General features: G+C 55.9%; 17 protein-coding genes. 9 read left to right on the top strand and 8 right to left on the bottom strand.

Annotation, left to right across the window (positions count from 1 at the left end; all coding sequences use genetic code 11):
* Positions 1 to 168 precede the first annotated feature (168 nt).
* The gene (locus SB719_RS07515; RefSeq protein WP_314689178.1) at positions 169 to 1,116 is read right to left on the bottom strand and encodes a sugar-binding transcriptional regulator; all 948 of its coding nucleotides are present in this window, start codon (positions 1,114 to 1,116) and stop codon (positions 169 to 171) included.
* 194 nt (positions 1,117 to 1,310) lie between these two features.
* Here SB719_RS07515 and dalD point away from each other — a divergent pair, with 194 nt between their 5' ends.
* Genes dalD through SB719_RS07530 form a run of 3 tightly spaced genes read left to right on the top strand, consistent with a single transcriptional unit; the run spans position 1,311 to position 5,494 of the window.
* The gene (gene dalD, locus SB719_RS07520; RefSeq protein WP_412159106.1) at positions 1,311 to 2,705 is read left to right on the top strand and encodes a D-arabinitol 4-dehydrogenase; all 1,395 of its coding nucleotides are present in this window, start codon (positions 1,311 to 1,313) and stop codon (positions 2,703 to 2,705) included.
* A 12-nt stretch (positions 2,706 to 2,717) separates the two neighbouring features.
* Positions 2,718 to 4,184 carry a xylulokinase gene (gene xylB, locus SB719_RS07525; protein ID WP_314689174.1) on the top strand — a complete coding sequence of 489 codons (1,467 nt, stop codon included), beginning with the start codon at positions 2,718 to 2,720 and terminating at the stop codon, positions 4,182 to 4,184.
* Positions 4,185 to 4,213: 29 nt separating this feature from the next.
* On the top strand, positions 4,214 to 5,494 hold the full coding sequence (locus SB719_RS07530; protein WP_412159107.1) for an MFS transporter: 1,281 nt from the start codon (positions 4,214 to 4,216) through the stop codon (positions 5,492 to 5,494).
* 156 nt (positions 5,495 to 5,650) lie between these two features.
* Here the strand turns inward: SB719_RS07530 and SB719_RS07535 are convergent, their stop codons facing one another.
* Positions 5,651 to 5,791, bottom strand: a complete 141-nt coding sequence (locus SB719_RS07535; RefSeq protein ID WP_412159108.1) for a hypothetical protein — start codon at positions 5,789 to 5,791, stop codon at positions 5,651 to 5,653.
* Positions 5,792 to 6,024: 233 nt separating this feature from the next.
* Between SB719_RS07535 and SB719_RS07540 the strand changes: the two genes are divergently transcribed.
* Positions 6,025 to 8,388, top strand: a complete 2,364-nt coding sequence (locus SB719_RS07540) for a virulence factor SrfC family protein (RefSeq protein WP_412159109.1) — start codon at positions 6,025 to 6,027, stop codon at positions 8,386 to 8,388.
* Here the strand turns inward: SB719_RS07540 and SB719_RS07545 are convergent, their stop codons facing one another.
* From SB719_RS07545 to SB719_RS07555, 3 genes are all read right to left on the bottom strand, one after another.
* Positions 8,389 to 8,658, bottom strand: coding sequence for a barstar family protein (locus tag SB719_RS07545; RefSeq protein WP_412159110.1), 270 nt, complete (start codon positions 8,656 to 8,658; stop codon positions 8,389 to 8,391).
* Between the two features lie 2 nt (positions 8,659 to 8,660).
* Positions 8,661 to 9,122, bottom strand: a complete 462-nt coding sequence (locus SB719_RS07550; RefSeq protein ID WP_065649417.1) for a ribonuclease domain-containing protein — start codon at positions 9,120 to 9,122, stop codon at positions 8,661 to 8,663.
* Positions 9,123 to 9,210: 88 nt separating this feature from the next.
* Positions 9,211 to 9,558 (bottom strand): helix-turn-helix domain-containing protein, encoded by a 348-nt coding sequence (locus SB719_RS07555; protein WP_039384236.1) that lies wholly within the window; start codon positions 9,556 to 9,558, stop codon positions 9,211 to 9,213.
* Positions 9,559 to 9,847: 289 nt separating this feature from the next.
* Here SB719_RS07555 and SB719_RS07560 point away from each other — a divergent pair, with 289 nt between their 5' ends.
* Positions 9,848 to 11,002, top strand: coding sequence for an efflux RND transporter periplasmic adaptor subunit (locus SB719_RS07560; RefSeq protein ID WP_314688920.1), 1,155 nt, complete (start codon positions 9,848 to 9,850; stop codon positions 11,000 to 11,002).
* Between the two features lie 15 nt (positions 11,003 to 11,017).
* Positions 11,018 to 14,170, top strand: coding sequence for an efflux RND transporter permease subunit (locus SB719_RS07565; RefSeq protein WP_065649419.1), 3,153 nt, complete (start codon positions 11,018 to 11,020; stop codon positions 14,168 to 14,170).
* A gap of 86 nt (positions 14,171 to 14,256) precedes the next feature.
* On the opposite strand, the gene SB719_RS07570 is transcribed toward SB719_RS07565, so the two are convergent.
* Both SB719_RS07570 and SB719_RS07575 read right to left on the bottom strand, forming a co-directional pair.
* Positions 14,257 to 14,739: an RrF2 family transcriptional regulator gene (locus SB719_RS07570; protein ID WP_065649420.1), complete on the bottom strand. Its 483-nt coding sequence runs from the start codon at positions 14,737 to 14,739 to the stop codon at positions 14,257 to 14,259.
* A gap of 159 nt (positions 14,740 to 14,898) precedes the next feature.
* Positions 14,899 to 16,098: an MFS transporter gene (locus tag SB719_RS07575; RefSeq protein ID WP_304232024.1), complete on the bottom strand. Its 1,200-nt coding sequence runs from the start codon at positions 16,096 to 16,098 to the stop codon at positions 14,899 to 14,901.
* Between the two features lie 201 nt (positions 16,099 to 16,299).
* On the opposite strand from SB719_RS07575, the gene tus reads away from it, so the two are divergent.
* On the top strand, positions 16,300 to 17,229 hold the full coding sequence (tus, locus tag SB719_RS07580; RefSeq protein WP_065649422.1) for a DNA replication terminus site-binding protein: 930 nt from the start codon (positions 16,300 to 16,302) through the stop codon (positions 17,227 to 17,229).
* Positions 17,230 to 17,252: 23 nt separating this feature from the next.
* Here the strand turns inward: tus and fumC are convergent, their stop codons facing one another.
* Positions 17,253 to 18,650 (bottom strand): class II fumarate hydratase, encoded by a 1,398-nt coding sequence (fumC, locus tag SB719_RS07585; protein WP_314688919.1) that lies wholly within the window; start codon positions 18,648 to 18,650, stop codon positions 17,253 to 17,255.
* A 179-nt stretch (positions 18,651 to 18,829) separates the two neighbouring features.
* Here fumC and manA point away from each other — a divergent pair, with 179 nt between their 5' ends.
* Positions 18,830 to 20,014, top strand: a complete 1,185-nt coding sequence (gene manA, locus SB719_RS07590; RefSeq protein WP_292971600.1) for a mannose-6-phosphate isomerase — start codon at positions 18,830 to 18,832, stop codon at positions 20,012 to 20,014.
* 119 nt (positions 20,015 to 20,133) lie between these two features.
* Positions 20,134 to 21,633, top strand: a complete 1,500-nt coding sequence (locus tag SB719_RS07595; protein WP_304232029.1) for a YdgA family protein — start codon at positions 20,134 to 20,136, stop codon at positions 21,631 to 21,633.
* The last annotated feature ends 138 nt before the right edge of the window (positions 21,634 to 21,771 follow it).

Raw genomic sequence — 21,771 nt, forward strand, 5'->3', positions numbered from 1 at the left:
GGTCGCAAGGATCTGCGGCCTTTAACGTAAGAACGTCCTCTTTGATAATGGACCCGCAGCCCACTTTTTATCGCTTGAGTAATAAGGCAAATGCGTTTATCAGAGCCGCAACAGGTTGACTGAGGGCTGAAAAACCCGCGAATGCGGGTCTCTAATGACCAGATAGCGTTAATTATTTAATAAGTAAATTGCTGTTTCTTCATCGGTTACAAGGTCTGACACCCAGCCGCCCTTTAAAGCAGCGCGAATAGCAGAAAACTTGTGCTGGCCTCCGGCAAAACCGATGATTCTGCGTTTAGTATGCGGCTCAAGTGATACGCTTGTCAGCAACTCATCGGTCTCACCGAAAATGCGTTCACCTTCCTGATTGAAAAAATGGCCTAACATTTCGCCTACTACGCCCTTTGCATTCAGCGCTTCCACTTGTTCATCAGTAATAAAGCCTTCGGCATTCAGGGGACAACCCTGACTGACCTCGCCAATACCGACAAAAGACACATCTGCTTGTAGTGCACGCTGAGTTACACGCTGATAGACCTGATGCTGCACCCAAAGCGTTTTATCCTCAGGTGAGTCTGCATATAATGGCGCGGGAATAAAAAAATACTTACCCTGCATTTTTTCAGCCATCTTCAATGGCACATCATAACGCGTCCCTGAATCATCACGTGCGATAGCGCCTATCATCGATACGCATTGATGTTGCGGGCGCTCGACCCAGGGTAATGCATCAATAATTGATCTTAATGTTTTACCCGATCCTATTCCGAATACCTGGGGCGCATCTTCGCTAATAAATTGCGCCATCAATGATGCCCCTTCAACTGTCAACATTTGCGAGACCGCATCATCATTCAGGTTTGCTGAAGGAACTATTCGGCAGAGAGTGAGGTTAAATCTTTTCTTTAACTGATGAGCAAGCTCAAGACAATACGTCACAGGGTGTTCAATTTTTACATGAATCATCCCCATTTCACGGGCGCCTGACAGAAGCCGCTGCGCAACCTGTCGTGACAAGCCTAATTCGCGGGCAATTTCTTGCTGAGTCATTCCGGCAACGTAATACATCCATGCAGCACGTGCTGCAATCTCCTGCTTCTTCTCTTCTCTGCTCATTAAACCATCTCCTTTTAAGGATAAAGCATTTTACCGCGCAAAGCCTCTATACTCCTAACTGAGCATAAGCCCTCTTTGTGGGCAAATGTATTAAATGTGACTTTTGTCTCAGATCGCCCTGCTTCAGAACGGCTATCCTGTCTGCGTTTGGGCAAATGCCCTTTAAAGTGTCAAATGTTTATTAAGGAAGAGCTATGAGTAATCAATCTGTTTGGATGCATATTGGCGCCGGTTCATTCCACCGGGCGCATCAGGCCTGGTACATGCATAAATTGCGCGAACAGGGCGATACAAGCTGGAGCATCGCGATGGGTAATATCCGTGAAGATGCAGTTCCTTTACTGAACCAGCTTAAAGCCCAGGATGGTAAATATGTTCTTGAGACTGTGACGCCGTATGGGGAGAGGCGCTATGAGACTATTACGTCTATACGCAAAATCTTACCCTGGGACAGTCACCTCTCCTCACTGATTGAACAGGGTGCTAACGCTGAAACCCGGGTGATTAGTTTTACGGTTACCGAATCCGGATACTACCTCACTCCGGCTCATGAAATTGATTTAAGCGCTCCTGACATCCAGGCTGATCTGAAAGGAGAGGCCCGTACTCTCTATGGTACGCTGGCGCGTATTCTTTCGGCGCGCGTGAATCAATGTGACGCACCGGTTACGCTGCTGAATTGCGACAACTTGAGACACAATGGCGAACGCTTTCGAAACAGTTTCCTCACATTTTTGTGTGCTAAAGGCGAAACCGCATTAGCACAATGGGTTCAGGAAAATACCACCTCACCAAACACCATGGTTGATCGCATTACGCCGCGCCCTACATCTGACGTGGCTGAACGCGTGAAGCTGGCAACGGGCGCTAATGATGGTGCGGCGATCATGGCCGAATCTTTCATTCAGTGGGTGATAGAGGATAATTTTATTGCGGGTCGCCCTGCTCTTGAAAATGTAGGCGTAGAACTGGTTAGCTCTGTCCTTCCCTGGGAAGAAGCTAAAATTCGTATTCTTAACGCTACGCATGCAGCTATCGCCTGGGCAGGAACGCTGGCTGGCTTTACCTACATTGACGAAAGTACATGTCAACAAACGATCTACCAGATTGCATGGAATTATATTACCCAGGACGTTATCCCTGCACTTTCTCCCAGCCCGCTCGACTTAGCTGATTATCGCGACAAGGTTCTGTCACGCTTTAGCAATCCTTATATCAAAGATACCAATCAGCGTGTTGGCGCTGATGGTTTGTCAAAGATACCTGGCATGGTCACACCTACGCTGGCTGAATGCTTTAAAAAAGGGAAGGAACCTCATGCTACAGCAATGTTACCTGCCCTGTTCTTTCTATTCCTGCAACGCTGGGCTGATGAGCAACTGCCCTATAAATATCAGGATGGTGTTTTACAGGAGACAGCATTACGTGAGCAGTTTGCTGGCAAAGATCCCTTAGCAGCATTTTTAAACGACAGCGCTTTATTTGGTGAGCTATCGCAACGTGCAGATTTTCATGCGTTAGTGAAATGCAGCATTGAAAAATTGCAGCTGTGGCTTGAGCAACCTGAAGAATCGATGACTGCGGTATAAGGAGAACGAATAATGTATCTGGGCATCGACATTGGTACGTCTGAACTTAAAGGACTTATTATCAATACATGTGGCGAAATTATCGCGTCTCATCACGTTTCACTTGACGTTCAGCGTCCTTTTTCACATTGGGCGGAGCAGGATCCCGAAGCATGGTGGGAAGCCTGCAATCAGGTTATGCAGGAATTACGACTCTCCGTGCCTGATAAGTGGAAAGCTATTTGTGCTATCGGTCTGTCCGGGCAGATGCATGGAGCCGTTCTGCTTGATAGTGAAGGTAATGTGCTGCGCCCCTGCATTCTTTGGAACGATACCCGCAGTTCAGCGCAGTGCAATGTATTACGTGCTGAGCATCCGGAAATACCGGACATCAGCGCAAACATGATTATGCCAGGCTTTACCGCACCCAAATTACGCTGGATAGAGGAAAATGAACCTGAAATATTCAGCCGTATTGATAAGGTTCTTCTTCCCAAGGATTACCTTCGCTGGCGCATGACGGGTAATTTTGTGAGTGAACCTTCTGACGCTGCAGGCACTTTATGGCTGGATGTCGCTAAACGTGATTGGTCGGATAAATTACTTGAAATAACCGGCCTGACCCGCCAGAACATGCCTGAACTGATAGAAGGGAACGCGTTCAGTGGCATGATAAAACCCTGCGTGGCCGATAGCTGGTCATTATCACATTCAGTGAAGGTGGCAGGGGGCGGCGGCGATAATGCAGCTTCAGCCATCGGGGTTGGTGCAGTAAACCCGGGTGATGCTTTTATTTCGCTGGGGACTTCTGGCGTTATTTTTGTTGTTAACGATCATTGTCAACCTAATCCGCAATCAGGTGTACATGCTTTTTGTCATGCCCTTCCAGGCCGCTGGCACCAAATGAGCGTAATGCTCAGTGCTGCAAGTTGTTTGCGCTGGTTATGCAGGCTTCTTTCAGTCAGTGAAAATCAGCTTATGGATGAAATGGCCCAGCTGACAAGCGAGCAGCGTCGAAACGCACCTATTTTCCTGCCTTATCTATCGGGCGAACGGACTCCTCACAACGATCCTGACGCGACGGGAAGTTTTTTTAATCTCCGTCATGAAACACCTCGTTCGTTGCTCGGCTACGCAGTCATTGAAGGTGTCTCTTTTGGTTTGGCCGATGGCCTTTCTGTCTTTGGTGATACGCAACATCAGATCAGCCAGTACAGCCTTACAGGCGGTGGCGCTCGCAGTACTTTATGGGCACAGCTCCTTGCTGATCTCTTTCAAAAACCTGTTGTTACCCATCCTGTAAGTGCATCAGGAGCGCTGGGCGCAGCACGGCTTGCCTGGCTATGTGATGGCGGCGTGGAGAGTGAAATATGTCTGAAACCACCTGTTAAAGCTCATTATCAACCCGACACGTCTCGCGGCATTATGCTTCAGCAGCGTCTATGCGTATTCCGGCAGCTTTACGAGCAGCAAAAGCAGATTCGTAAGTTGTTATCGTAAGATTGATTTAATACAGCAGGATAAACGTGATGCAATCTGAAAATTACTGGTTTGGTCTGCCTAAAAAAATGTTTTGGGGGTTTATTGCTATTGCCATTTTTATGGCAGGTGATGGGTTTGAAATGGCATTTCTCTCCCGGCATATTACCGACCTTGGTTTTTCCCCGACACAGTCAGCTGTTGTATTTACATTTTATGGACTGTCAGCTGCATTAGCGGCCTGGGCTTCTGGTGTGGTCGCGGAATTGATTACGCCTCTGCGTGCAATGATGATTGGCTTAGTACTATGGATAGTGATGCACACATTATTCATGCTGCTAGGTTTGAGCATGCGGAATTATTCTTTAATGGTTATTTTCTATGGGATCAGAGGATTAGCTTACCCGCTGTTTATCTATTCCTTTATGATGATGCTGGTACAAGTGCTGCCACGTGAAAAGCTTGCAGCCGCAACGGGCTGGTTCTGGGCAATGTATTCAGTAGGCATTGGCGTAATTGGAAGTTATCTTCCGAGCCTTATCATTCCTTCATTTGGCGAAACCGGCACGCTCTGGCTCGCTATGGCCTGGGTCGCTTGCGGCGGGATTCTGGCTTATTTCAGCCTCTGCAATGTTCCGGTGGATCGCTCCAGGATCAATATACCTCTGCGTGACAAGATGAATGAAATGTCTCGTGCGGTCACAATTGTTTTCACAAACCAGCATATATTTTATGCATGTCTTATACGCATTATTAATACGATATCTCTTTTTGGTTTCGCTATTATCATGCCTATGTTGTTTGTCGATCGACTTGGCTTTACTCTTTCAGAATGGCTTCAGCTCTGGGCGATTTTTTTCTTTGTTACCATTTTTACCAATATTTTCTGGGGAATAACCGGTGAAAAAATTGGCTGGATACGTCAGGTTCGCTGGTTTGGTTGCCTGGGAATGACCATATCGACCCTGTCTTTTTACTACTTACCAGTATATGCCGGTCATAATTTTTGGGTCGCCACTATACCAGCTGTCATGCTTGGCATTTTCGTTGCCGCATTCGTGCCAATGACTGCAGTATTTCCTACACTAGAGCCAAACCATAAAGGTGCAGCTGTATCTATTTATAATCTATCTGCCGGGTTAAGCAATTTCATTGCGCCTGCTATTGCGTCAGTAGTCCTGCCTTTTTTTGATATAGTCGGAGTCGTCTGGGCGTATACCGGCCTCTATATCTTTGCTTATCTACTGACCTTTATTATTCGTGTCCCTCAACCCGGACACAGTCATAATTCAGTTGAAATGAAATCACCTGTCGCCGAACAACGCAGTTAAGTTATAGGGGGAGGTTTATCCTCCCCTTTTTTAGCCATTTTCGTGAAACCAACTTGCTACAGCAAAGATGTCTGGGGCGACAACGATAAGCACACCGTAATGAAGGATCAAGAATGTAAAGTCCGGTGCCATCCCCCTGTAATTGATGGGTGTATTTTACGCGACGCATAGCGCATGGCGCATGGCGCATGGCGCATGGCGCATGACATGATTGAAGACCATGAGTAAATGAAAACCAGACATGTGAATCGCTCCGGTACAGGCAATCAGCAAAATAAGCCCGTTTTTAGCGTCCATTTTTTTACTCTTTTCCAGGGATAAGATCAGCGACTCAAAGCGTAAAATTGGCTTATCTTTCTATATTCATAGATTTAAACGTTCCCGATGACTGACGGGCATTAACGCATTATCTCAATAGACGTACCCGGACAGAAAATTGAGTGGACTTCGGATTGTTTTGAAAAAAACATTTAAATATCATGAATATTAACGAATTTTTAGGCTATCGATTGCTGGAGCGTCTGTAAACGATGAGAACCACCAGAAAAACCACCGCCACCCCGGCTAAGCGCCTGAGCCTGCTGCGGGAAACGCTGGACAGCGCGCTCGGCTGGATCGATACCCATCAGCCGCACTCGCCGCGTCTTGCGCTGGAAGCCGATACGCTGCGCCTGCAGCTGCGCCGCGCGCGCGCTGAGAGCCACGCGCTGGCGCTGCAGCTGGCGCGCCCGGTTACGCTGGCGCTGTTTGGTCAGTCACAGGCGGGTAAAGCCTGGCTGCTGAGTGAAATGGTGGGCGACGCGCAGGGTCAGCTGATGACCCGGCTCAGCGACAAAGTGCTCAACTATTTTCAGCATATCAATCCCGGCAATCTCGATTTCGCTGCGGCCACGCGCTTCAGTCACCAGCGCGAAGCGCCCTCCGGCGCGTGGCCGGTAGAACTGACGCTGCTGAATGAAGCGGAGCTGATCCGCCTGCTGCTCGCCAGCGCCCGCATTGACAGTGATGCCGCGGATACCCGCGTCATTGAGACCACGCTGCAGCGCCTGCAGCGTCACCGGCAGAGCGAGCCACAGCCTGGCGCAGAGAGTGACGCGCTCATCACCCTGTGGGGGTGGAGCCGCCGTCATCATCGTCACGCGGAAGCGCTGGATCGCCATTTCTGGCCCCAGGCGGCCGAGCTGGCACCCTGGCTGAACGTCGATGACCGCGTGCAGCTTTATGCCCTGCTCTGGCCCAATCAGCCTGCCCTTAGCGACACGCTGCGTCCGCTGCTGCACCTGCTTCAGCAGCTGCGCCACGCGCCACGCGTGCTGGCTCCGCTTTCGCTGCTGGTGGATGATGCGCAGCTGCCGGCCGAAAAGCTCATCAGTCACGACGCCGATCTGCAGGAGATGATTGAGGTGTGCCCGGTCGTGGCCAACCGCAGCGGTAAGCCACAGCGGGTCGCGCTTGGTGAACTGGCGCTGCTGACGCTGGAGCTGACCATACCGCTGAGCTCCACGCCGCGTCAGGCGCTCTATGATGAGGCGGATATGCTGGATCTGCCTGCTCCCGGTACGCTCCCCGATCGCCAGCTGCAGGAGGAGCAGGCGCAACTGCGTCTGCGCAATCCGCTGCGTGCGCAACTGCTGGAGCAGAAGCGCGCCCTGCTGCCCGGTTTTTACGCCACGCGCCAGGGTATTGACCTGATGCTGATCTGTACCGCCGCCAGCCAGCGGCACGATGCGAATCCCGCGGCCAGCGCGCTGCGTGAATGGCAGATGCAGCAGAGCGTCACAGGTGGCAGTGAGAAGCCGCGCCTGATCTGGGCCATAACCCCTTATGACGCGCGCTATCAGGCGCAGCAAATCAATGTCGACGAGGCGGTACAGCGTCAGATCGGCCAGCCGGGTCAGAGCTGGGGTTCCATGCTGGCGCAGGATCGCGCCGGCGTCGATCGCATGAGCAGCTGGCTGCAGGAAGAGATGCAGCCCGAGGCGCGTCGCGACCGTCTGGCGCTGCAGACCGGGGCGCTGCAGCAGAAAGTTGCGGCCCGGCTACAGCCGTGGACAGAAGCCAGCGCCTCGCCCGAGCAGGCGCTGCGTAAACAGACCATCGCCGATACCTTGCTGAAATGTCTGCAGCACCGCACGGGTCTGCACGGCGAGCTGCTGGAGCGGCTGCAGCCGTCGCGCGATGCCGTGCGCCAGCTCTGGCTGAGTCAGAGCAGCGGCGCGGTAACGGCGCACAGCGGCAAACCCGCTGCAGAGCAAAGTTATTTCGGTATTGGCTTTGAATTTGATCTGTTCAGCGACGAGCCCGCGCCCGCCGGCGAGCCGCAGAATACCAGCGTCCGCAGCGATCAGCAGTTCCCGCAGCAGGTCCTGACGCTGTGGCTGGCGCATCTGCGCCAGCTGCCCGAGAACCGCAGTCTGCTGACGCTGCTGAACGTCGACAAACCCGCTATGGAGCTGCTGACCGAGGAGCTGATTGTGGCCAGTTTCCGCCTTAAGCTGCTGACAAGGCTGCAGGCGGCGCTGAATGAGCCGGACAGCAGCACCCATGAAGCACGCACCGATCGTCAGGTTTCACGCGCCATGACGGTGCTGGGTGATTTTGTCGCCTGGCTCGGTTTTTTACAGCGCCCGGAGAGCGAGCGGCCTGAGAGTCGCGTGAATCGTGGCCAGACGATTTTTTCCCGCCCGCCTGCGCCAAGCGTCAGCTTCTCGCCAGGCCAGCGCCTGACGCGCCTGACGGCTGCGCCCGCTAACCATACGGCGTTCTATATCTATGACTGGCTGGTCGGACTTAACCAGCTGATTGTGGAGAATAACGGCTACACGGGCGGCAGCGATCTGCCCTCCGGCGCGCGGCAGACGCTGTCGGTGCTGCTGCTGCCGCTGCACGCCTGATCAGCGCCAGACCAGGCGCAGCTCGCCATCCAGCAGCTGCGCCGCCTCCTCCAGCAGCGCCAGCACCGGCGCAAACTCCGCCTGCTGTGCAGCCTGCTCTGCATGCAACAGACAGAGCGTAGCCGGCAGCGCCATGCCGCCGGTCAGCCAGTCCCACAGCGCATCCAGGTTGGTGCCCGCGGCTGCGGGCGCACCGCTCTGCGCATTCAGCGCCTGATAAAACGCTGCGCGATCGCGCAGCGTGGCGAAATCGATATGCATAGTCAGCACGGTCAGTGCACCTTACTGAAACTGCGATAGTGATCGCGGGTGAGATAGATCAGTCCGTCGGATGAGTAGATCAGACGGTCAGCGCCACGCCGCCCGCAGCGGTAATTGACGTCCGCCTCATACCACTGCCGTCCTGCCTGGCGCGGCAGCTGCTGTTCACGATTGCTGAAGCGGTCACCGCCGATGGCGTGCCCCGGCAGAACCTCGCACAGATTGCCTTTATCCGGTACCCAGCCCTGACGGCGCGCGGCCGCTTTGGTCAGGTAAAAATCAGGCAGACGCTGATGCTGCACCAGCCAGTCCGCAACGCGTTCGGCCTGCGTCAGTGCATCAATGGTGGCAGAGGAGGAAGGCGTGGAGTGGCCCGTCGTGGGACTGGCAGGGGGAGCGCTGAAGTGTGGCCGCAGCCCGGTCCAGCAAAAAATAACGATCAGCAGCAGGCCGATCCAGCGTAATGTTGCCATAGCGACGTTCCTGAAAAAAAGGAGGTCAGCATAGCAGATTCAGGCGGGAAATTGACGCGGGCCAGCGTGGCTGGCCCTGGCGGAAAACTTACTGCATGGCACCGGGTGCATGTGAAGCGTGACGACGCCACGCGCCAGGCGCTACGCCATACTGGCGCTTAAAGCTGCGGTTAAATGACTGCTGTGAATCAAACCCCAGCGAAATCGCTACGTTCAGGATAGGCTCATTGGTCGTGGTCAGCCGGTCCGCTGATTTTTTCAGCTTTTTGGCCCGGATATACTCACCCAGCGGATAACCGGTGTGCTCTTTAAACATACGCTGCAGGTGCCACTTAGAGTAGCCCGCCCGGTCAGCCACGGTATCCAGATCCAGCCGTGCTTCGATATTGTTATCGATCCAGTCAATCAGATCGTGCATAAACGCGTCGCTCATCATCCCATTCTCTCCCGTCGCCGTTACGAACAGTATCAGTATCAGTTGCAGTTACACTTTAAGGGTGACTGACTATCGCACTTAATGCAAGTTTTATTATTACATTAAATGCCGTACTCACAGCAGGGTTTTTCTGTCTGCGCTGAGGCCCCCGCCGGACCGCACATAAAGTGTATCAGATATTCTTGCAGATGCACTTCGCTGAGACCTACACTCCTCCCGATTAATGCAATCGACAAAGTTGCATATTTTTACGTCGTCTTTCGTTCTTCATTAACGTGGAATAACAATAATGCCCGAAAAAAATAACAGGGTTCGTCAGGCTATTGGCCTGGCTGGCGCGGCGCTGCTGGCAAGTCTGCTGGCGGGCTGCGATCGCGGCGTGGCGCAAAACGCCCCGCCACCACCGCCGGAGGTAAGTGCCGCACAGGTGATCCGGCAGCAGGTCAGCGAGTGGGATACCTTTAATGGCCGGATCGAAGCGGTTGAAAGCGTTCAGCTGCGCCCGCGCGTCTCCGGCTATATTGACCAGGTAAACTATCGCGAAGGCGATGAAGTTAAAAAAGGTCAGGTGCTGTTTACCATTGATGACCGCAGCTACCGTGCCGCACTGGCGCAGGCTGAGGCGCAGCTCGCCGGTGCGCGCACGCAGGCGGCGCTGGCGCGCAGTGAATCGGATCGTACCGATAAGCTGGTTAACAGCCAGGTGGTGTCCCGCGAGATCTGGCAGCAGCGCCGTTCCGCTACGCAGCAGGCGCAGGCGAGCGTGCTGGCCGCGCAGGCGGCGGTTGATATAGCCCGCCTCAACCTGAGTTTTACCCGCGTGACCGCCCCGATTGATGGCCGGGCCAGCCGCGCGCTGATCACCGCCGGTAATCTGGTCACCGCAGGCGACAGCGCCAGCGTGCTGACCACGCTGGTTTCCCAGGATCGGATGTACGTCTGGTTTGATGTCGACGAAGCGACATTCCTGCACTATCAGCAGCTGGCACGCCAGGGCGAACAGCGCGGCGCCCTGCCGCTGCAGGTTGCCCTGACCGGCGAGCACGGCTACCCGCATCAAGGCACGGTAGATTTTCTGGATAACCAGCTCACTGCCAGTACCGGCACCATCCGCATGCGCGCACGGCTTGATAATTCACAGCGCGAGCTGACGCCGGGGCTGTTTGCCCGCGTCCGGCTGCCGGGTCGCGCTGATTTCACCGCGCTGCTGATTGATGACAAGGCAATTCTTACCGATCAGGATCGCCGTTATGTCTACATTGTTGACGCAGAAGGAAAAGCGCAGCGGCGGGATATCCGGCCCGGCGATCTCTCCGGCGGACTGCGTATTGTTCAGCAGGGTCTGCAGCCTGACGATCGCGTGATCGTTAACGGCCTGCAAAAAGTCTTTATGCCCGGCATGCCGGTGCACGCTCAGTCTGTCGCAATGCGCCCCGCCCCTTAACCGAGACCCTACTCTATGGATTTCTCTCGCTTTTTCATCGACCGGCCCATTTTCGCGGCGGTGCTGTCGATACTGATTTTTGCCACCGGGTTAATTGCCATTCCGCTGCTGCCGATCAGCGAATACCCGGATGTGGTGCCGCCCAGCGTACAGGTACGTGCCGAATATCCCGGCGCTAACCCAAAAGCGATCGCGGATTCTGTCGCCACGCCGCTGGAAGAGGCGATCAACGGCGTTGAAAATATGATGTATATGAAGTCGGTGGCCGGCTCCGATGGCGTACTGGTCACCACCGTGACTTTCCGCCCCGGCACCGATCCCGACCAGGCGCAGGTTCAGGTGCAGAACCGCGTGGCGCAGGCTGAAGCACGCCTGCCGGAAGCGGTGCGCCAGCTGGGGCTGACCACCCAGAAAATGTCGCCCACGCTGACGCTGGTTGTGCATCTTTTTTCACCCCACGGCAAGTATGATTCGCTCTACCTGCGCAACTACGCCACCCTGAAGGTAAAAGATGAGCTGGCACGCCTGCCCGGTGTCGGCCAGATTCAGATCTTCGGCGCCGGCGAATATGCGATGCGCGTCTGGCTCGATCCCGGCAAAGTCGCCGCACGCGGCATGACGGCCGCAGAGGTGATTGCCGCCATGCGCGAACAGAACGTGCAGGTCTCTGCCGGCCAGCTCGGCGCGGAACCCACCCGCAAAGCCAGCGATTTCCTGCTCTCTATCAACACCCAGGGGCGGCTGGAGAGCGAGGAGCAGTTTGGCGCTATCATCCTGAAAAGCACGGCTGACGGTTCTCTGGTGCGGCTGCGCGACGTGGCGCGCATTGAAATGGGCTCCGGCAGCTACGCCCTGCGTTCGCAGCTGAATAACAAGGATGCGGTCGGCATCGGTATTTTTCAGGCACCGGGGGCAAACGCAATTGATCTCTCCGACGCGGTGCGGGCAAAGATGAACGAGCTGGCAACCCGCTTCCCGGAGGATGTGCAGTGGGCAGCGCCTTATGATCCTACGGTGTTTGTCCGCGACTCTATCCACGCCGTGGTGCAGACGCTGTTTGAGGCGATTGTGCTGGTTGTGCTGGTTGTGATCCTGTTTCTCCAGACCTGGCGCGCCTCCATTATTCCGCTGCTGGCGGTACCGGTGTCCGTGGTCGGTACCTTTAGCGTGCTCTGGCTGCTGGGTTTCTCACTCAATACCCTCAGCCTCTTCGGGCTGGTGCTGGCTATCGGCATTGTGGTGGATGACGCCATCGTGGTAGTGGAGAACGTTGAGCGCAATATCGAACAGGGTCTGACGCCGGTGGCTGCCGCACACCAGGCGATGCGCGAAGTATCAGGGCCGATTATCGCCATCGCGCTGGTGCTCTGCGCAGTGTTTGTGCCGATGGCGTTTCTCTCCGGCGTGACCGGGCAGTTCTATAAGCAGTTTGCCGTGACCATCGCCATCTCGACGGTGATCTCCGCCATTAACTCGCTGACGCTCTCGCCGGCGCTGGCGGCTAAGCTGCTGAAAGGCCATCACGCGCCGAAAGATCTGCCCGGCCGGCTGATTGACCGTCTGTTTGGCTGGCTGTTCCGTCCGTTTAACCGTTTCTTCCAGCGCAGCGCAACGGGCTATGAATCCCTGGTCGGCAGCACGCTGCGCCGGCGCGGCGCGGTGTTTGCGGTCTATCTGCTGCTGCTTGCCGGTGCAGGCTTTATGTTCCACAGCGTGCCAGGCGGGTTTATTCCCACACAGGATAAACTTTATCTGATCGGCGGCGTAAAAATGCCGGAGGGGGCTTCGCTGGCGCGCACCGATGCGGTGATCCGCGAGATGAGCGAGATTGGCATGCATACTGACGGCGTCGCCTATGCGGTTGCGTTTCCTGGACTGAACGCGCTGCAGTTTACCAATACGCCGAATGCCGGCACGGTATTCTTTGGCCTGAAACCCTTCAGCGAACGCACGCGCAGCGCGGCAGAAATCAATGCTGAGCTGAATGCCAAAATCGCGAAAATTCAGCAGGGTTTTGGCTTTTCGATTATGCCCCCGCCGATCCTGGGTCTGGGCCAGGGGTCAGGTTACTCGCTTTATGTGCAGGATCGCGGCGGTCTCGGCTATGGCGCCCTGCAGGAGGCTATTAATACTCTCTCCGGTGCCGTGATGCAGACGCCGGGCATGATGTTTCCGATCTCCTCTTATCAGGCCAACGTCCCGCAGCTTGATGTGCAGGTCGATCGCGATAAAGCCCGCGCGCAGGGCGTGGCGTTGCCCGATCTCTTCACCACGCTGCAGGTTTATCTGGGTTCGGCCTACGTTAACGATTTCAACAAATTTGGCCGTACCTGGCGCGTGATGGCGCAGGCAGACGGGGATTTCCGGGACAGCGTTGAAGATATTACCTCGCTGCGTACCCGTAATGACCGGGGCGAAATGGTGCCCATCGGCAGCATGGTGCATGTCACCACCACCTACGGGCCCGATCCGGTGATCCGCTACAACGGCTATCCCGCTGCGGATCTGATTGGCGATGCCGATCCGCGCGTGCTCTCTTCCGCTCAGGCGATGGCGCAGCTGGAAACCATGTCAGAACAGATGTTGCCCAACGGCATGAATATCGAATGGACTGACCTGAGTTATCAGCAGGCAACCCAGGGCAACAGCGCATTTATCGTTTTCCCGGTTGCGGTCCTGCTGGCATTTCTGGTGCTGGCAGCGCTCTATGAGAGCTGGACGCTGCCGCTGGCGGTGATCCTGATTGTGCCGGTAACCATGCTTTCAGCGCTGGCGGGCGTCTGGCTGACCGGCGGTGATAACAACGTGTTTGTCCAGGTCGGGCTGGTGGTGCTGATGGGGCTGGCGTGCAAAAACGCCATTCTGATTGTGGAGTTTGCCCGTGAGCTGGAGATGCAGGGTAAAAGCATTACGGCCGCCGCACTGGAAGCCTGTCGTCTGCGTCTGCGGCCGATTGTGATGACCTCGATTGCGTTTATCGCCGGTACGATTCCGCTGATTCTCGGCGAAGGCGCTGGCGCGGAAGTACGCGGCGTGACCGGAATTACCGTGTTTGCCGGTATGCTTGGCGTTACCCTGTTTGGCCTGTTCCTGACGCCGGTGTTTTACGTCACGCTGCGCAAGCTGGTGACACGACGCGCCCCTGCAGAAAGCGCAACGTCAGCATAACAACGTTATACATGCAAAAGCCCGGCTGCAGCCGGGCTTTTTTATATGCTATTGACGTTCCGGCTGCGTATGACGCACCGGTGTTATCAGGGTTTCTGGCAGAGTCCGGCGGGCTCAACATCCGGCAGCGGCTCACAATTGCTGGTATCGTTACTTTTCAGTTCGTTCAGCGCATCCGCCACGGTACGCGTCTCCAGCACTTTCAGCGACGCCTCTTCCGCCTCCTGAGCAATCGATTTGAAATACCAGCAGAGGTTGGCGCTGACCAGACAACGCGGTGCAACATCCGGTCGCGACGCCCACAGTTTTTTGTCTTCAATCACTGACGTATAGATATCGCGTAGCGTGATTTCCGCTGCGGGCCGGCCCAGATGAATTGAGCCGGTACGACCCAGCGTCGAAACAATAATGCCATCGCGCGTCAGCGGAACCATCAGTTTACGAATAAAACTGGGATTCGCCTCCAGACCGTACGCCAGAATTGCGCTGGTCGAGCGTTTTCCCAGTTGCTCCGCCATCGCGACACTTAAAACCATCTGCAGAGCTGTCGGGAAGCGATAATCTAACATTTCAATATCCTGAGTTGCGGCTTATCTTTTTGTTTTTATAGCGCGTCAATGAGTGAACAATGAGCAATAAATATAACAAACACTGTTGCTTTTTAGAAGCAACCCCGGCCTTACAGGGCACGGATTCCCCATCTGCAAGGCGGTTTGCGCACAAGCTGCTTAGTTTTGCACGGACGACGCCTGCGCCGGTAACTGCTGCTTAAGCAGCATGACCAGCAATACATTTACGCCTGCCAGCCCGCACAGCACCCAGAGCGTGATATCAGCGCCGGCACGGGCAAACAGCCAGCCGCCCGCCAGCGGCGTCAGCGCCTGCCCTATCAGCGCCGGCCGCGCCATACGACCGGTGACCACGGCATAATGCTCTGGTTTGACCACAACCAGCGGTAATGTACCGCGTACGATGGCCCGCAAGCCGTTCCCGGCGCCATACAGCATCATCGCAACCAGCGCCATGGCCGGAAACAGCGCCAGCAGCATTAGCCCCGCTGCGACCAGTCCCACAGAGAACAAGGCAGTCCATATGGGGTGACTACGCTTAAACAGGACATCCAGAAGCCGCGAGCCGATCTGACAGGGACCGAGAATGGCGCTGAGCGCCAGCGCCGCGCTCAGTGAATAACCGCCTGACTGAAGCAGCGTAATAAGCTGAACCGAGATGGCGGTCATAATAACCGAAGCGAGGGTGAAAATGGCGCACAGCAGCCAGAAAAGTTGTGATGAGGGGGCGTTCTGCAGGGCATCAGAGGCGGCGCCGGTCTCACCTCCCCTGCTCTCTGTTTGCATCACCGGCGGCGGCAGCGCATAGCGATAGGCGGGGAATACCAGCAGCGTGAGCAGCGCAGCAATAATAAAACAGGCGTCACGCCAGCCGGCGAGCGCAATCAGCCATGCCGTTCCCGGCCATACCAGCGTGGTACATAAGCCCGAAATCAGCGTCACCCCGGTAATGGCGCTGCGCGCCTGTCCGCCATACAGCGTGCCGAGCGTCGCAAATAGCGAATCGTAAAGGCTCATGGCCATCCCTGTGCCTATCAGCAGCCATGCAGCAAAAAACCAGCCGGGCCGATAGCTCAGCCCCATGAGCACCAGGCCTGCAGCCATCACGATACCGCCGCCTGCCAGCAGTGCCGGTCCGTATCCACGGGCAATCAGACGGCCGCTAAGCGGCGCCAGCAAACCCGAGACCAGAATACCGAGTGACAGTGCGCCATAGACCCACTGCCGGGGCCAGCCGGTTTCAGCGATAATCGGAGCGGCCATCACAGCCATCAGGTAGAACGACCCGCCCCATGAAAGGATCTGGACCGCACCCAGCGTGATAATAGCCGGAATAGCGGGTTTTGCATGATAGCGCACAGGGTGGCCCCATATAAGATAAAGCGTTGTTATAGCATGGATATTCTTCAGGCTGAACGCTCTTTGCTGTTAAGCAGCTAACCACTCCGTGGCTTCTGTCAGGATCTATATAAAATTAATAAGTATGCTGTAACTAAAATAGCCTCTTGCCAGCAACGTGTACACAGGTACATTAAGGATGTTGTAACAAAGGAGAACATAATGGCTCGCTACGATTTAGTCGCTGATTTACATGAGTGCGTCAATACGCTGGAACAGCGCCTCGGCGCGCTGCGCGCCAGCATTGAGCAGCAGCCGCTGCTGGTGGCTCGCGTATTTAGCCTGCCGGCAATTGAAAAAGGTCATGAACATGACGAGATTGATAAAATAACGGTTACCCAGCATCTGGGGAAAAGCGCACGCGAGATGGCGCTCACTCACTACTGCCGGCTGTTTATGCAGCATCAGTCAGAAAAGCTCAGTACTAAAGCGGCCGTACGGCTGCCCGGTGCGCTCTGTATTGAGGCAGACGAACATGCTGCTGAACAGATTACCCTGCAGGTCAGCGAGATCAACGCGCTCAAGCAGCGGCTGGAGCAGCTGATAACCGTGGAGTCCGGTTTACCGAGCGAAGCGCGCTTTGAATTTGTGCATCAGCATCTGCGCGGACTGATTACGCTGAATGCCTATCGCAGCGTGCCCCTGCTTCATGCGCCGGATACGCTGCGCTTTGGCTGGGCCAATAAAAACATCATTAAAAATCTGACGCGGGAAGCCGTTATTGAGCAGCTGGAGCGCAGCCTGAAAGCAAATCGCGCTCAGGCGCCCTGGACGCGCGAGCAATGGGCAGAAAAAGTTCAGCTGGAGCTGGAGCTGGTGCGATCGCTGCCCGCGAGCGCAAAGCTGAAAATCAAACGGCCGGTCAAAGTGCAGCCTATTGCACGCGTCTGGCGCGCCAGCGAGAAGAAACAGACGCAGCTGGCCTGCCCTTCTCCGCTGCTGGTACTGTGTCGTGACAAAACGCAGGTGCCGGTACTGGGCGAACTGCTGAATTACGACGCAGAGAACATCGCCCATCGCTATAAACCGCTGGCGCAGCCGCTGCATCTGATCATCCCGCGTCTGCACCTCTGGAGCGACCGCCTCGCCTGACGGCGCGGCCGCCCCCTGCAGGATTACGCTTTCATGCTGCCAACCATCTCTTCCGGGCGCACCCAGGCATCGAACTGCGCCTCATCCAGATAACCGAGCTGCAGCGCGGCCGCTTTAAGCGTCAGGCCCTCTTTATGGGCTTTTTTGGCAATCTCAGCCGCTTTGTCATAGCCAATGTGCGTATTCAGCGCGGTTACCAGCATCAGAGACTCATTAAGCAGCTGATCGATGCGCTCCCGCACCGGCTCAATGCCTGTTGCACAGTGATGATTAAAGCTGTCCATGCCGTCGGCCAGCAGCCGTACCGATTGCAGGAAGTTATGAATCACCATAGGACGGAATACGTTCAGCTCAAAGTTGCCGGACGCCCCGCCCATATTGATCGCCACATCGTTGCCCATGACCTGGCAGCAGAGCATGGTCATCGCTTCACACTGCGTCGGATTCACTTTACCCGGCATAATCGAGCTGCCCGGCTCATTTTCCGGGATGCTGATTTCACCAATGCCGCAGCGCGGACCGGAAGAGAGCCAGCGGACGTCGTTGGCAATTTTCATCAGCGACGCCGCCAGACCTTTCAGCGCGCCGTGCGCATGCACCAGCGCATCGCAGGTTGCCAGCGCTTCAAATTTGTTGGGCGCGGTAACAAATGGCTGACCGGTCAGCGCGGCCAGCGCCCGCGCCACGCGGACGGCGTATTCAGGATGCGTGTTCAGGCCGGTGCCCACGGCGGTGCCGCCCAGCGCCAGCTCAGACAGATGAGGAATGCTGTTTTCAACGTGCTTCAGGCTATGCTCCAGCATGGCCACCCAGCCGGAGATCTCCTGCCCCAGCGTCAGCGGCGTGGCATCCTGCAGGTGCGTACGGCCAATTTTCACAATATCGCTGAATGCATCCGCTTTGCGGGCCAGTGTGGTTTTGAGCACCTCCAGCTGCGGAATAAGCTGCTCGCGCAGTACCGTGACGGCCGCCACGTGCATAGCGGTGGGAAAGACATCGTTAGAGCTCTGGCTTTTATTCACATCATCATTAGGGTGCACCCGCCGCGCCATACCGCGCTCACCGCCGAGGATTTCGCTCGCGCGATTGGCCAGTACCTCATTCATATTCATGTTGGTCTGGGTGCCGGAGCCGGTCTGCCAGATCGCCAGCGGAAACTGATCGGCGTGCTGGTTGGCCAGTACCTCATCCGCCGCGCGAATAATCGCTGCCGCGCGATCGTCCGGCAGCAGCTGCAGATCGCGGTTCACCTCCGCCGCTGCCCGCTTGGTCTGCGCCAGAGCCCGGACCAGCTCAACCGGCATTTTCTCAGTTGAAATACGAAAATGCTCCAGCGAGCGTTGCGTCTGTGCGCCCCAGAGTTTGTCTGCCGGCACATCGATGGGACCCATTGAATCTTTTTCAGTGCGACTGGCTGCCATAGCCCTCTTCTCCTTACTCAGTAGTGAAGTGATACCTGCATGGGACGTCTGAACACCCTGCTGGCGATCCGAATCAATAAAACAGTATGCGGTCACATCGCGTTTCCTGCACACAGGTCGCGCTAATTGCTGACATTTTCTGCTTTACTGGGCAATAACTGTTCAGCTGAGGGCAAAATATGCATAAATTGAATAACTCACTGCAGTATTACGACTGGGGCAGCACAACGGCGTTAACGGCACTGTATGGTATCGCCGATCCGCAGGGCCGGCCGCTGGCAGAACTGTGGATGGGCGCGCACCCGAAAAGCCCGTCAACGCTGGTTACTGAGGGCCAGCCCCGCTCGCTGCGCGATGCGATCGCGCGCGATCCGGTGGCAATGCTGGGCCGCGCCGTCGCTGACCGGTTTGGTGAACTGCCGTTTCTGTTTAAGGTGCTCTGCGCGGCGAAAGCGCTCTCCGTGCAGGCGCATCCGGACAAACACGCAGCTGCCGCCGGTTTTGCCCGTGAAAACGCGGCCGGTATTGCTCCGGATGCGCCGCAGCGCAGCTATAAAGATGCCAGCCATAAACCAGAGCTGCTCTATGCGCTTACGCCTTTCCAGGCGCTGAACGGTTTCCGCGAGCGGCCTGAAATGGTGTCGCTGCTGAGCGCGGTAGCGGGCGCGCATCCGCAGATTGGACACTTTATTGAGCAGGCCACGCCAGATGCCCTTGCCCGCCTGTTTGCCACGCTGTTCTCGCTGCAGGGGGATGAAAAAAGGCGTGCGCTGGCGATCCTGTGCTCAGTGGCAGCGTCACGGGATGCGGAGCCGTGGCTGACTGTACGGCAGCTGGCGGCTGATTACCCGGACGATAACGGTCTGTTTGCACCACTGCTGCTTAACCAGCTGCTGCTGCAGCCCGGCGAAGCGATGTTTCTCTCTGCCGGAACGCCACACGCTTACCTGCAGGGCACTGCACTGGAAGTTATGGCAAATTCAGATAATGTGCTGCGTGCCGGCCTGACGCCAAAATTTATCGATATGCCGGAGCTGCTGGCTAACCTGAACTTTACCGCCCGCGCGGCCGGTACGCTGCGGCTGCAGCCTGAGCGCGATGCGCAGGCGCTGCATTTTCCGGTGCCGGTGGATGATTTTGCTTTTGCCATTCACCTGCTTTCTGCCGTGGCGCAGCCGCTGGCACCGGCCGGCGTCGCCCTGCTGTTCTGTATTGAGGGTGAAGCACGGCTTGCCAGCGCGGATAGCCAGCTTATCCTGCAGCCAGGCGAATCCTGTTTTGTTGCCGCCCGCGAAGCACCGATTGCAGCCTCAGGCAGCGGACGTCTGGCCCGCGTCTTCTGCGCGCTCACTGCAGACGGCTGACGCTGCGCCGGTTAACTGCTATCCTTTCAGACGATTACTTTAAACGCCTGCGGGCGTTTTTCTTCACCCGGCGCGTTACCCTGACGGGGCGCGAACGCAAGGATAAGGATGACTCAGCGATGAAAAAGACTCAGGTTGCAGCAGGTGTGATTATCGCGCTCGGTGTGGTTTGGACCGGCGCAGCGTGGTTTACCGGCAAGCAGATTGAGAGCCATAAGGATGAGATGCTGCAACATGCCAACAGCCAGATTAACGCCTGGGCACCCAACAGCCGCCTGACGCTGAGCTATCAGGATTATCAGCGCGGCCTGTTCAGCAGCAGCACGAAACTGGTTGTTCAGGCGAGCTCGCAAACGGTGGATAACCCGCTGCTTAAGCCGGGTCAGACCATTGTGCTGAATGAAACCATCGATCACGGCCCTTTCCCCTTTGCGCAACTGAAGCGTGGCAATATTCTGCCGGCAATGGCCTCAGTGCACTCAGAGCTTGCCAATACTGACGCGGTGAAAAAACTGTTCGCGCTGACTGACGGCAAATCACTGGTTGCAGCCGATACGCGTATTGGTTACAGCGGGGCTACTGATACGGCGCTGACCCTGCTGCCAGTGGACTACAGCAACGCACAGACCGGCGACCGGCTGGCTACCAACGGCGGTAAGCTTGACGTCAGCGCCGACAGCAAAGGCGATAAAGTCAGCCTGAAAGGTGAGTTTTCCAGCATCGCCGTCACCAGCAAAAATCAGCTGGAGCAGCCGGTGCTGTTCACCCTGAACGGTCTGGCACTGGGCGGTGATACTCACCTGAGCCCGGAAGGCGTGCGCGTGGGCGATCAGAACATCACGCTGGATAAACTGGAAGCGAGCATCAACGGTCAGCAGGGAATGACGCTGCAGAACATCGACGGTAAATCCTCTTTTGATAATAAAGAGGGCAAAATCGGCGGCACCATTGATTACAAAGTGGGGAATATCAACCTGCAGCAGCAGCCTTTCGGCGAAGCGCGTCTGGCGATGAAGTTTTCGCAGTTTGATGCGCAGGCGGTGAAAACCTTCTCCGATACTTACAATGCCCAGATGCAGGATCTGCTGCGCCAGCCGGGTGTTGCTGAGGATCCGATTCGCTATCAGGCCAGCGTGCAGACCATTTTGCGCAACAACCTGCCGCTGCTGCTGAAAGGCGCGCCGGCGGTGAGCATTGCGCCGCTGAGCTGGAAAAATGATAAAGGTGAAAGCACGTTTAACCTGAATATCGGCTTCAACGATCCGGCGGCAGTCAGCGGCGAGGCGCAGAGCCTGGGGGCAGCAGTGGATCGCATGCTGAAAACGCTGGATGGCAAACTGAATATCAATATGCCAATGGCAACAGAAACGATGCGTCATGTTGGCCTGGCAGAAGGATATCAGGGAGATGACGCGCAGAAGCTGGCCGATCAGCAGGTCAAAGGCGTGGCTGCGATGGGCCAGATGTTCCGTCTGACGCAGCAGCAGGATAATAATATTGTCACCAGTCTGCAGTATGCGAACGGTCAGGTAACGATGAACGGTGACAAGATGTCGCTGGAGCAGTTCCTCTCCCGCTATATGCTGGGAATGCCAACCAGTGAAGGCATGCCACAGTAACCTCTGCGGTACGCCGCCTCATCCTGCGGGAAGAGGCGGCGCCTTTTCGCTCTAATATTCACCATCTGTTCTCCGCTTTGCGCAAATCGCTGGCGCAGTTGCGCAAGATATTTTTATAATGCTCTGCACTTTATTCCT

It is taken from the genome of Pantoea sp. SIMBA_079 (assembly GCF_046940275.1).
In the GTDB taxonomy this organism is placed as follows: Bacteria; Pseudomonadota; Gammaproteobacteria; order Enterobacterales; family Enterobacteriaceae; genus Pantoea; species Pantoea borealis.